Raw genomic sequence first — 13,026 nt, 5'->3', positions numbered from 1 at the left:
CGCCGCGGCTTCTGTTGTTTTTTTATAAAAATTTCCTGTTCTGCTTCTTCCCGTCATAGGTGAATAGCACCGGCTTCGTTTCAATGATCGATTCAAGATGCACCGTCTTCCCCCACAGCCGGTGAATATACGGAAGAGTCCGTTCCACATACTTCAAATCGAGCTCGATACCCTCGTACATATGCTTCAAGTACAGCTCGCCGTTCTTCTCGAAATCCCCGTTGTCGACCACGATATAAGGGAAGCCGCCGTTCACTCGGGAATACACGAGCTGGTCGCGGATTTGTTCCCAGGACTTGTCGGTAATTTTCCACTCCGGCCCCTTTTTCTCGAAAATGTACAAATCGAGCTCGTCGCACAGCTTCTTGGTCATGTAGTTGCGGATGAACGATAGATCGGAGTCGAATTCGCGCACCTCGAATATTTTCTGCCGGCCTTCGCCGCCTTTATAGCCGAACCGGTCGCGGTCCTCCTGCGAGGGCTTATCCCAGCGCTTCTCGATGTCCTCGAAAATTTTCAGTCCCAGGTAATACGGATTCAGCGTATGGCGGGAAGGAACGACGACGGAGGAGTTCAGCTTGGAGTATTCGATCGTCTCGGAGTCGGTCAGATCGAGTTCCCGCATAATGCGCTGATGCCAGTAGGAGGCCCAGCCTTCGTTCATAATCTTCGTTTCCATCTGCGGCCAAAAATACAGCATTTCGTCCCGCAGCATCGTCATGATGTCGCGCTGCCAATCCTTCAGATAGGGAGCATGCTCTTCGATAAACAGCATCAGATCCTTCTCCGGCTCGGCCGGAAACTTGGCCGGGGCTTCTTTGGAGTTGGCGGTCTTGGCCGCGGGCTTCTCATCCAAATCCCACAAATCCTCGTAGCCGAACTTGCGCTCCGTAGGCTTTTTCTGATCGTCCGCCGTTTCTTCCCGGCCGCTGCCGCGTCCTCGGTACGGCTTTGTGATCAGCGGATCGATATGCTCTTGAATGGCGAGCACGGCATCGATAAACTGTTCTACCTCGTCCATCCCGTAATCGATCTCGTACTGGCGGATGCGCTCGGCCGTGGCGGACATGCTCTCGACCATGTTGCGGTTCGTCTTGGAGAAGCGGACGTTGTTTTTGAAAAAGTCGCAGTGCGCCAGCACGTGCGCCACGATCAGCTTGTTCTGGATGAGCGAATTGCCGTCGAGCAGGAAAGCGTAGCACGGGTCGGAGTTGATGACAAGCTCGTAAATTTTGCTGAGTCCGAAATCGTATTGCATTTTCATCTTATGAAACGTTTTCCCGAAGCTCCAGTGACTGAAGCGGGTCGGCATCCCGTAAGCGCCAAAGGTGTAAATAATCTCGGAAGGGCATATCTCATAGCGCATCGGGTAAAAGTCGAGACCGAAGCCGCGGGCGACCTCGGTTATCTCTGCGATGGCGTATTCCAACTGCTTGATGTCATCCGCATTCACTGAGCGATCCTCCCCTCCGCACCCTTCGGGAAAAAGGTTTTGAGCGCCTTGTACACTTCGCCTTTCTCACGAATGACGTAGTGCACGAATTTCGGATCGTGAATGTTCCGGTAAGCGGACATCAACGTGCTGCTGCGGTTATATTGATTTACTTCGCCGTATCCGAACAGGTTCGCCCGCTTGATTAACTCGCCGATCAGCCGCACACACCGCTCGTTGTCCGATGTCAGGTTATCGCCGTCGGAGAAATGAAACGGATATATATTGAAGCGGGACGGCGGATAGCTCCGATCGATCAAGTCGACCGCAAGCTGATAGGCCGAAGAGCAGATCGTACCGCCGCTTTCGCCTTTGGTGAAAAATTCCTCTTCTGTCACTTGCTTGGCCTCGGTATGGTGGGCGATGAAAATGATTTCCACCTGCTCGTATTTCGTCCGCAGGAATCGAGTCATCCAGAAGAAGAAGCTGCGCGCGATATATTTTTCGAAGGACCCCATACTGCCGGACGTGTCCATCATCGCGAGCACCAGCGCGTTCGAGTGAGGGGTGACGATTTCGTCCCACGTCTTGTAGCGCAGATCGTCCGGGCTGATATGATGAATGCCGGGGACCCCCGAGGTGGCGTTCCGTTTCAGATTTTCGAGAATCGTCCGCTTCTTGTCGATGTTGGACATAATTCCTTTTTTACGGATGTCGTTGAAAACGATTTCTTTGGTTGTGACATTATGCTTTTCCTTCTGCTGCAGGTTCGGCAGCTCCAGCTCCTCGAAGAGCAGGGACTGCAGCTCCTCCATCTGCACCTCGGCATCATAATAGTCGTCTCCCGGCTGGTTACCGGCGCCCTCGCCCTTGCCCGGACCGGAAGCGGGCTGCGGGTCTACCCCGAGCACGTCGCCGACCTGGCTATCCCCGTCGCCTTGCCCCACATGCTTGCTCTTGTTGTAGTTATAGCGGAAACGGTACTCATCCAGACTGCGGATGGGCACTTTGACGATTTGTTTACCGTCCGACATGATGATGCTTTCGTCCGTCACCAGATCAGGCAGATTTTGCTTAATCGCTTCCCGGACCTTCTGCTGATGGCGGGTTTGATCCTGATATCCTTTGCGGTGCAGGGACCAATCCTCGCGGGATACGGTAAATAAAGGCTCTGTCATGCGGAACACCTCCTGAAAGCTTTTGAATCAAAGCTGGCTTCGATAGCGCGGTCAAAAAGCGGCTGAGCCGGCGTCGAAAGCTTAAACGGTGTTGGGGACCGGATGGACGATAAAGCGTGTAAAACAGCATGTTAACTAAACCTGACAAGCTCTTGAAAAAAGTGCTTGTTACTAAATATATTCAAGTGCCGGAGGGATATGTGAACGGGGGAGGAGCGGATTTTTTGGCACCGCATTCAGAAGATTCAGCAGGCCTCCATTTTGCAGAAGCCGATTCTAGTTTATGAGAAGGCTCATTTGGATAAGTATGGTATAATCATGGTGGGCAAAGAACTTTTCGAATAGGGACGATATTTTTACCATTTTCGAAAATGAGGAAGTGTACCGATGAATCCTACGATAGAACAGTGGAAATCATTATACGAAGAGGATATATCTTTCAAGCAAAGCAAGTGCTGGGAATGGATGACCAACGCGCATATGTTCGGCGTGAAAAATCCGGAAAGCGGAGAAGTCGGGTACTGCAGCATTTTAGGCAACGGAGGCGAGGTTTTCGGGCTGTCCGTTTATATGGGGACCAAAGGCTTGAATTCAATTATGAGGATGTTCTCGGGCGAATCGGACGAAGACCCCAGATTTACCCAGGATGCTCTGCTGCTTTCCTTCGACAATCGGGACGAGCTGTATCCGCGGGAGCTGAAACAAATCAAGGAGCTTGGGCTCAAATTCCGCGGCGCTCATGCCTGGCCGACATTGCGGGTGTACGAACCCGGCTTTGTGCCGTGGCCGGTCTTAACGCAGGAGCAAGCGCTTTTCTTCACATGGGCGATTCAGCAGGCGCGTGAAATCGCAATGGAGCATCGTCATGACCCGGGTGCGTTGTTTCATGAAGACGAAGAAACGTTTCTTGTCCGGGTGCCTTCCCGAACCGAAGGCGGGATCGTCTGGTCGAATCAATGGCTGCAGCCGGAGCCCTTGGAGGAAATGCCTACGCTGCAAGCTGACCCGGTCGACGAGCTTCGTTTGACCAAGGCGAAAAAATCGGCGAAAGGTTCGGCGGGCATTTGGGAGATTGACTGCTTCTTCGCACCCATACCTGTTGATGAGGGAGAGCGTCCCTTTTATCCGAAGATGTTTCTGATCGTAGACGGGAGCTCGGGGCAAATTTTAAAACATGGCTTAAGCGAAAAAACGCAAATAGCGAACGGGCTTGTCGATGCTTTTCTTGCGCTGGTCGAGCAGCTAAAGCTTGTTCCTGGCGAAATATGGGCCACAAATGAAGAAGTTTACGTTTACTTGCGGCAGGTTCTCCGGGCTTTTGAGCCGCAGGCTTATTTGACGGACGAATTGCCCGCGTTGGAAGACGCCAAAGCAAGCATGCTGCATTATTTTGGAGCCGGGATGCGGTAGGTTTCTTTCGTTCAATCATCAGAAATGATGGATTCTATATTTGGAGTGGATGCTCATGTTCGAGCTTATTGATGAGAAGAAACGTCAATTGGATCAAAAAAGGCCTCTGCCGACGCATACCTTGCGCAGCATCCGGGAGCATCTTATCGTGAATTGGACGTATCATTCCAACGCTATCGAAGGAAATACATTAACCCTCTCGGAAACAAAGGTAGCATTGGAAGGAATCACAATTGGCGGGAAAACGATTAAGGAACACTTGGAGGTCATTAACCACAAAGAGGCCATTCTATATGTCGAGGACATTGTTCGAAGACAGGAACCTTTATCCGAGTGGCAAATCAAAAGTATTCATCGGCTGATCCTCAAAGGAATTCAGGATGATTTTGCAGGCATTTACCGGAAGGAAAATGTGCTGATCAGCGGAGCCAGGCATATTCCGCCGGACGCCCTGCAGGTTCCCCTTGCCATGGAGCAATTCATCCAATGGTACGATAGTGAGGGGGAGCAGCTCCACCCTGTAGCCAAAGCGGCAATGGTGCATAGCGACTTTGTGAAAATTCATCCGTTCATCGACGGGAACGGTCGGACGGCGCGATTATTGTTGAATTTTGAGTTAATGAAGAACGGGTATCCGCCCATTGTCGTTGAGAAAGAAAACAGACTCGCTTATTATTCTGCGTTGGATGACGCTCACACGACAGGCGATAATACCCGTTTTATTGGTCTGGTTAGCGATATATTAAGTCGAACGTTCGATTTGTATCTTAAGCTTGTGTGAAGCTGGCTGGAGGTTGGCGGGTGCGCTCCTGTCCGGCTTCCTTCAGGCCTTACCTTCCGCCACCGCTCGTTCACCCGTCGGTCGAGTCTGCGGCTGCGGAAGAGCCGATTCTCGGTTTAGCACGGATTTTTCTTTGGTTCTCAGATACGCTATCCAATAGGCGGTGGCGACGAATACACTGCCTCCGACGGCATTACCGAGAAAGACGGGGACAAAGTTGCCCAAGTACTCCCACCACGTATAGTGCCCCGCGAAGATCGCGGCAGGGATCAGGAACATGTTTGCGACGACGTGTTGGAAGCCGATGGCGACGAAGGTCATCGTCGGGAACCAGATGCCGAGCATTTTGCCCGCGACGTCGTCTGCGCCGTAGGCGAGCCAGACGGCCAAGGCGACAAGCCAGTTGCAGCCGATCCCCGAAATAAAGGCTTGAAGGAAGCTCTCGTCAAGCTTGGCGCCTGCCACCTTGACCAGTTTGGACAAGTACGGCTCCGCTTCCGTCAAGCCGACAACGTGACCGAACAGGTAAGCGACAAAGAGCGCCCCGGCAAAGTTGGATAGCGTAATCAGCAGCCAGTTGACGGCGAGCTGCTTCGTCGTAATTTTACCTTGGAGTCGTGCGAGCGGCACCGCCATCATGTTTCCAGTTAGCAGCTCGCCCCCGGCAATAATGGTGAGGATCAGGCCAATGGGGAACAACGCCGCGCCCAGAAAGGAGCCGAGCCCACTCCAAGCCGCAGGAACGCTCGCAGCTACTCTCAGATATAGAAGAAAGCCTAGAGCGATAAAAGCCCCTGCCAAAAAGCCCAGCGTACAAGCTTGCAGTGGACGCATATTCGCTTTCTTCTCGCCCATGGCTGCGGTAATATGCGCAATTTCTTCCGGTTTGCGATACGACATGTCGTGACACGACCTTTCCATTCTATTTGTGAAAATATTCACAATCAACGGTGTGCTAACGCCCAGTTTCTCCTGTCGTCTCATTTTACCGCAAAAAAAGGGGAACGAAAGTGGTATTTATCACATTCGCGTTGGATGGTTTGCACAGACAGCGCGGTTCCGGAGATAACGGATGAATCCTTAAAAAGTATTTGGAAATTCGACGAAATATGGTAAAATATAACTGTATACGCAATATTATTTAACGATTCGACATGAATCGATAGTTCAACGAATTGAATAAAAAGGGCTCCGTCATTTCATTGCAGGGGGAGTCATGGAGGGCCGTATGCGTCAACGCACGGGCCTGACGGTTGCAGGAAACGCCTTCGTTTTGAACAGCAACTCGTTTCGGATTTGGAACGGGTTGCTTTTTGTCTTCATAACCAATTGAATTCGGGAGGGAATAAGAGGATGTCACAGAAATTGGATGAAGGGACGATCAGCGTTGTTGACCGCTGGATAACGGAGATGCAGGACGCGGAGGAAGCAACCGTTCTCCGTTTGGATCGCGGTCCGGCGGGCGACACGGATGCGTATCGGACACTTAATCACACGTTCGAAAATGCGCCGTCCGATCGTTTGCGTCAGCTTTGCGGCTTGCATCGGGTCCAAGTAAGCACCGTACTTTATACGGCGTGGGCCGTATTGCTGCAGCGCTATTTGCGTACCGAAGAGGTACGGTTTGCGGCGGTCACGCCCGAGGAAGACCGGATCATCCTTGCCCGAATCGCAGGCGCAGCTTCGCTGCCGCTCGAATTGCTGGTCGCCCGGGCGGAGGATACGCTGGCCCAAGAGAAGGCTTACGCGCTTACACGCAGCGAGCTTCGCGACCTGAGCGGGTCCGCCTCGCCGCAGCTCCCTTTCAATACGGCCGCAGCCGTGGAAGCTCCCGGCGCCGTCCGGACGTGGCAGGCCATTCCGGGATGCGACCTTGCGATCCGGTTCGTGCTGTCGGACGTTCTTGAAGTCCGCGCGGAGTACAAGCCGGACGCGTTTCAGCCGACAACGATCCGCAGGCTGCTGGGGCATTTGGAAAATATCGTCATGGCTTGGATCGAATCTCCCCATACGTCTGTCGGCCGCATCGCTTTGCTGAGTCAAGACGAGAGAGAGCAGCTGCTGGTCGGGTTCAATCAAACGGATGTTCCTTTTTCCTCCGATGCGACCATTCACCGGCTGTTTGCGGAGCAGGCGCGGCGTACGCCGGATCGCCCCGCGATCGTCGACGGGACCGGCCGCTTGACTTATCGGCAGCTCGACGAGCAATCGAACCGGATAGCCAGAACGCTGGCAGAACTCGGCGCACAAGAAGCAAATACCCTTGTCGCCGTCATGACTCGCCCCACGCTGTCGATGTTCGCCGGTATGCTGGCGGTTCTGAAAGCGGGCGCCGCCTATGTGCCGATTGATCCGAATTATCCCCTGGACCGCATACGCTACATTTTGGAGGATAGCGGAGCGAAGCTGCTTCTCACGGAAGGGCAGTCGGAGCTTCCATTTGCCTTTCATGGACAGATTGTCGATCTTGCAGACCTGCAGATGCATGATGTGGACTCGTCCCCTTTGCCGGAGCTTGCAGGACCATCGGACTTGGCTTATGTCATCTATACGTCCGGCTCCACCGGGCAGCCGAAAGGCACGCTGATCGAGCACCGGTCGCTGGTCAATTTTTGCGAATGGCATTGCTCGCATTTTCAGATCACGATGGAGGATCGCAGCAGCAAATATTGCAGTGTCGGGTTCGATGCCTCGATACTGGAAATATTCCCCTATCTGATTTCCGGGGCGGCGGTTCATGTCATTCCCGAGCATATCCGGCTGGATGCTGTGGAGCTGAACGAGTATTTCAACCAACATGGCATTACCGTCAGCTTCTTGCCGACCCAGCTCGGCGAGCACTTTATGAAGCTTCCCAATCGCTCGCTTCGCGTGCTGATGACGGGTGGAGAGAAGCTGAAGACATTCCACCCGCAAAGCTACCTTATTTATAACGTATACGGGCCTACCGAAAATACGATCTTCACCACGACGCAGCTTGTTACGGCGCACTCGGATAATATTCCGATCGGGAAGCCGCTGAATAACGTTCGGCTGTATATTTTGGATGCCTGCGGCGAGCCGCAGCCGGTAGGGGTTCCCGGGGAATTATGCATTTCCGGCATCGGCCTGGCCCGAGGATATTTGAACCGGCCGCAGCTGACGGAGGAGAAATTCGTTGCCCATCCGTTCCGCGAGGGGGAGCGGCTGTACCGGACGGGGGACTTGGCCCGGTGGCTGCCGGACGGGTCCGTCGAATACGTGGGACGCCTCGATCATCAGGTGAAAATACGCGGTTTTCGGGTCGAGACCGGCGAAATCGAGCATCGGCTCCGGCTGCACGACCGGGTGCTTGATTGCATCGTGATCGCGCGCGAAGACGACGCCGGCCGTGCGTACCTATGCGCATATGTCGTATCCGAAGAGCCCTTCGCCCGCAGCGAGCTGTCGTCGTTTCTGGCGGAGCAGCTGCCGGATTACATGATTCCGTCCTGGTTCGTCATGCTTCCGAGGCTACCTGTGAATGCGAACGGCAAGGTCGACTGGCGCGCGCTGCCCGAGCCTGAGAGAGAAGCGGAGTCGGCTTCTTACGCGCCTCCGGATAGCGAGACGGAACGGGGACTGGCGGAGCTGTGGAAGGAGCTGCTCGGCTTGCGGACGGTCGGCGTTCATGACCGCTTCTTCGACGCCGGAGGCCACTCGCTGCATGCCGCCGTCCTGCGCGGACAGATCGAACAGCACTTCGGCGTCCGGCTGTCGATTGCGGAGTTGTTCGAGCATGTGACGATCCGGAAGCAGGCGGAGCGGATCGGTCAAGCGGACAAGCCGACCGGAGGCAGTCAGGCGATTGAAAAGGCGCCCGAGCGGGAGCATTACCCCCTTCATCCGGCGCAAAAGCGCCTCTTCTTCATCGGGCAGGTGGAGCAGGTGGGGACGGCCTATAACACTCCGCTGCTGCTCAAGATCGAAGGGAGCGTCGACCGGCGGCGGATGGAGCGGACTTTCGAGCAAATGATCGAGCGTCACGAATCGCTCCGTACGGCTTTCGCATGGGTGGACGGGGAGCTTGCGCAGACCATCTGGCCCCGTGCGGCGTTTCAAATGCAGTTTCATGCGGCGGCGGAAGAAGAGGCGGAGCGGCTGATGTCCGCGTTCGTCGTTCCCTTCGATCTCGGGAAGTCGCCGTTATTCCGGGCCGGGCTCATTAGCTGCTCCGAGGAGCTGCATTTTATGATGCTGGATTTTCACCATATTATTGTGGACGGCGTTTCGATGCATGTGTTTTTCGAGGAATGGAGCCGATTGTACCGGGGGGAGGAGCTGCCTAGCCCGACGATTCAATTCAAAGATTATGCCTTCTGGCTGAACGGCCGCAAATCGGAGGAGGAGGCGGAGCAGCGCGAGTATTGGATGGCGGCCTTGTCCGGGGAGCTCCCAGTCCTGCAGCTGCCGACCGACAAGGAAAGACCGGGCTTCCAAAGCTTTAAGGGCGACACTTACCCGCTTCGGCTGGATGCCGGATTGACAGCGCGCTTGAAGCAGTTCGCCCTTCGGACGGACACCACCATGTACATGATCCTGCTCGCTGCTTACAAAGTGCTGCTTGCCCGGTATTCCGGCCAGGAGGACATCATCGTCGGCGTTCCTGTCGCCAGCCGCCCGCAAACCGAACTGCAGCCGCTGATCGGCATGTTCGTCAACACGCTGCCGGTCCGGAGCTTCCCGGAGCGGACCAAGACGTTCGCCGACTATTTGCAGGAGCTGAAGTCGATTCTGCTTACCGCCTTCGAGCATCAGGACTACGATCTGGAACGGCTGGTGCAGTCGCTGCGCATTCCCCGAGTGCCGGGACGCAGCCTGCTTTTCGATACAATGTTTGTCATGCAAAATACGGGCCGCACGACGACGCCGTCGATCGAAGGGAGCCGAATCACCGTTCAGCGGTACGTGGACCCGATCTCCAAGTACGATCTGATGCTTGATGCGGAGGAAACGGAAGATACGCTTCGGATCGATTTCCAATACTGCACCGATCTGTTCGTGCGGGATACGGTCGAGCGGATGGCGAGCCAGTATGTGCGGATTTTGGAGGATGCAGTCGCTTCGGAGGAAAAGCGGCTGTCCGAGCTGCGATTGCTTTCGGAAGCGGAAATAAAGGAGCAGGTGGAGGGGCGGAATCAAACCGAATCCGCGTACGACCGCGACTTGACGATTCACGGATGGTTTGAGGAGCAAGCCCGGCAGACGCCGGATCGGCCGGCTGTCGTATTCGGGGACGAAGCGCTCACTTACCGGCAGTTGAACGAGCGGGCGAACCGGCTGGCGGCCGCTTTGATTCGCCACGGCGTGCAGCCGGAGCAGCTCGTCGGACTGATGACCGAGCGGTCTCCGGACATGATTGTCGGTCTGCTTGGCATTTTGAAGGCGGGAGGGGCTTACCTTCCGATCGATCCGGATTATCCCGCCGACCGTATAAAATATATGCTGGACAACAGCCGGGCCCGTCTCTTGCTGACACAGACGCACTTGAAGGATCGGGTCGAGTTTGACGGCATGATGCTATGCCTGGATACGGATGCCGCCTACAAGGAAGCGGCAGATAATTCTCCTCCACGCAGCCGTGCGAGCCATTTGCTGTACGTGATTTATACGTCGGGAACGACCGGTAAGCCGAAGGGCGTCATGATCGAGCACCGCAATATGGTCAATCTGCTTCACCATCAGTTTCGGCACACGAACGTCGATTACAGCGGCAGCGTGCTGCAATTTACGACGCTCAGCTTCGACGTAAGCTCGCAGGAAATATGGTCCACTTTGCTGGCGGGGGGCGCCTTGCATCTCGTGACGAACGAAACCCGGCGAAGCCCGGACAAGCTGCTGCGGCTTATCGAAGAACGCCGAATTCACGTCTTGTTTATGCCCGTCTCGTACTTGAAGCTTATCCTGAACGAGAGCGCGTACGCGAACAAGCTTCCGGTGTCGGTGCGCCATATTATAACGGCCGGGGAGCCGTTGGCCGTCCCGGACAAGTTCAAGGCGCATCTCCAGCGGCATCAGATTTTCCTGCACAATCATTACGGCCCGTCGGAAACGCATGTCGCGACGGCTCATACGATCGACCCGAACGGCCCGATCCCGGAGCTTCCACCGATTGGAAGGCCGATTGCCAACACGAGCATCTACCTGTTGAACGACCGGTTGCAGGTTCAGCCGTTCGGTGTGCCAGGAGAGCTGTACATCACGGGAGATGGCGTGGGCAGAGGGTATTTCAACGACGAGCGCCTGACGGCGGAGAAATTTGTGCCCGACCCGTTCGCCGGAGAGGGACGCATGTACAAGACAGGCGACCTCGCACGCTGGACGCCGGAGGGTACGCTGGAGTTTTTGGGACGTCTGGACCATCAGGTGAAAATCCGCGGGTATCGGATCGAGCTTGGAGAGATTGAGAACGCGCTGCTGAGCCATCCTTCGATCCGGGAAGCGATCGTGGTCGCCCGGGAGGAAGGCGGCGGCAAGGAGTTATGCGCTTACTTCGCCGTTACGGAAGAGCTCCCGGTTATGGCTGTCAGGGAGCATTTGTCCAAGGCGCTGCCGGAGTATATGCTGCCTTCGTATTTCGTGCCGTTAAAGAGTATGCCGCTCACGCCCAACGGCAAAATCGACCGCAGGGCGCTGCCCGAGCCCAATCCGGGCGAGCGTACCGCAGCCAAGCGCGAACGCGTCGCTCCGCGTACGGACATCGAGAGGAGGATCGCGACCGTGTGGGAGCAGCTGCTGAACATTAGCGGCATTGGCATTCACGATAACTTCTTCAAGCTCGGCGGCCATTCGCTGAAGGCGGCTGCGATGACCGCAAGGCTGCAGCAGGACTTGGATATCGGAGTCAACGACGTCTTTGAGCACCAGACGATAGCGTCCTTGTCCGCCAAGGTGAAGCTGAAGGCCAACTATTTGACCGCTAAACTGGAGCAATTGAAGACAGTCCGCCGTGACGACGCGATGGAACGATTCGACGAAGAGATTGCCGTATACCGGGCGAGGAACGAACAGTATGCCCGCCTCGACCTGACGCGGGACAGCGGGTACAACGACATTTTGCTGACGGGAGCCACCGGGTATTTGGGCATCCATTTGCTGCGGGAGTTGTTAGCCGGAACTGCTGCGACGGTTCACGTTCTTGTGCGTGCGGCGACGGAGGCGGAAGCGCGGGAACGACTGCTTGCGAAGCTGGCCTTTTATTTCGCAGGCGATGCCATGGAAGCGCAGCTTGACCGCCGGATTCGGATTTACCGGGGAGATCTGTCGCGGGAAAGCTTGGGACTCGCAGAGGAAGCGTATCTGGAGCTTGCGAGCACCGTCGACTGCATCGTGCATTCGGCGGCGACCGTGAAGCACTACGGCAGCTATTCGCATTTCGAAAGCCATAACATCGCTTCGACCGAGCGGCTGCTGGCCTTTGCCGGTACGCACCGGGCCAAAGACGTGCATCATATTTCCACTTTGGGTGTCGCGACCGGACATATTCCGGGACAGGCTGCGGCTTATTTTACCGAATACGATTTGGACCGGGGGCAGCAGTACGAGAACTATTACGCCAAATCCAAGTTCGAAGCGGAAAAGCGGGTCGTTCAGGCGCGGGCTCAAGGGCTCCGCACCAGCATTTACCGGATAGGGAACCTTGTCTTTCAATCGGATACGGGTAAGTTCCAGCAGAACATCGAGGAAAACGCCTTTTACGCTACGCTCAAGTCGTTTGTACGTCTCGGCATGGTGCCCCGGCTGGAGGCTGATATCGATTTTTCCTGCGTCGATCGGGTCAGCGAAGCGATCGTTCAACTGATGAAGCCCGCTGCGCTGCGGGACGAAATATTCCATTTGTACAACCCACATTACGAGAGTATGCACCGTGTGCTGGCCGACGGCCGCTCGGGAGGAAGAATGGCGTCAGGGACGCTCGACGAGTTCATCGATTACATGAAGAGCAGGTACGAAGAAGGCTTTTGCCGGGAGGAGATTGAGAGCCTGATGCTTCATTACGGCTGGCTGGAGCAGCAGGAGCAAACCCGGTTTACGCTCGCTTCGGAGAAGACCGTCCTGCTGCTGAAGAAGCTCGGCTTCGAATGGCGGGTGATCAGCGATAAGCAGATGGACGATATGATGAGGTACTGCCGGGATGTCGGATTTATTTAAGTTAGAAAAAGGGAGAGTCCGAACGAACGGAGAAATAGTATGTAGAGAAGGCTGTC

General features: G+C 55.4%; 6 protein-coding genes. 3 read left to right on the top strand and 3 right to left on the bottom strand.

The genetic code is table 11. The features are described from left to right. Positions 1-22 precede the first annotated feature (22 nt). Positions 23-1,453 carry a SpoVR family protein gene (locus PEL01S_RS05310; protein WP_127459622.1) on the bottom strand — a complete coding sequence of 477 codons (1,431 nt, stop codon included), beginning with the start codon at positions 1,451-1,453 and terminating at the stop codon, positions 23-25. Then, positions 1,450-2,610, bottom strand: coding sequence for a sporulation protein YhbH (gene yhbH, locus PEL01S_RS05305; protein ID WP_063181533.1), 1,161 nt, complete (start codon positions 2,608-2,610; stop codon positions 1,450-1,452). Before yhbH ends, PEL01S_RS05310 begins: the two co-directional genes overlap by 4 nt. 387 nt (positions 2,611-2,997) lie before the next feature. On the opposite strand from yhbH, the gene PEL01S_RS05300 reads away from it, so the two are divergent. Both PEL01S_RS05300 and PEL01S_RS05295 read left to right on the top strand, forming a co-directional pair. Next, a complete protein-coding gene (locus tag PEL01S_RS05300; protein WP_127459621.1) occupies positions 2,998-4,020 on the top strand; it encodes a DUF7309 domain-containing protein in 1,023 nt (340 codons plus the stop codon). Between the two features lie 55 nt (positions 4,021-4,075). After that, positions 4,076-4,801, top strand: a complete 726-nt coding sequence (locus PEL01S_RS05295) for a Fic family protein (RefSeq protein WP_063181537.1) — start codon at positions 4,076-4,078, stop codon at positions 4,799-4,801. 42 nt (positions 4,802-4,843) lie between these two features. On the opposite strand, the gene PEL01S_RS05290 is transcribed toward PEL01S_RS05295, so the two are convergent. Continuing rightward, a complete protein-coding gene (locus PEL01S_RS05290) occupies positions 4,844-5,701 on the bottom strand; it encodes a formate/nitrite transporter family protein (RefSeq protein WP_127459620.1) in 858 nt (285 codons plus the stop codon). A gap of 453 nt (positions 5,702-6,154) precedes the next feature. Between PEL01S_RS05290 and PEL01S_RS05285 the strand changes: the two genes are divergently transcribed. After that, on the top strand, positions 6,155-12,970 hold the full coding sequence (locus PEL01S_RS05285; protein WP_127459619.1) for a non-ribosomal peptide synthetase: 6,816 nt from the start codon (positions 6,155-6,157) through the stop codon (positions 12,968-12,970). Positions 12,971-13,026 lie beyond the last annotated feature (56 nt).

The organism is Paenibacillus elgii NBRC 100335 (genome assembly GCF_004000865.1).
GTDB lineage: Bacteria > Bacillota > Bacilli > Paenibacillales > NBRC-103111 > Paenibacillus_G > Paenibacillus_G elgii.
This window is presented reverse-complemented; position numbering and strand designations above follow the sequence as displayed.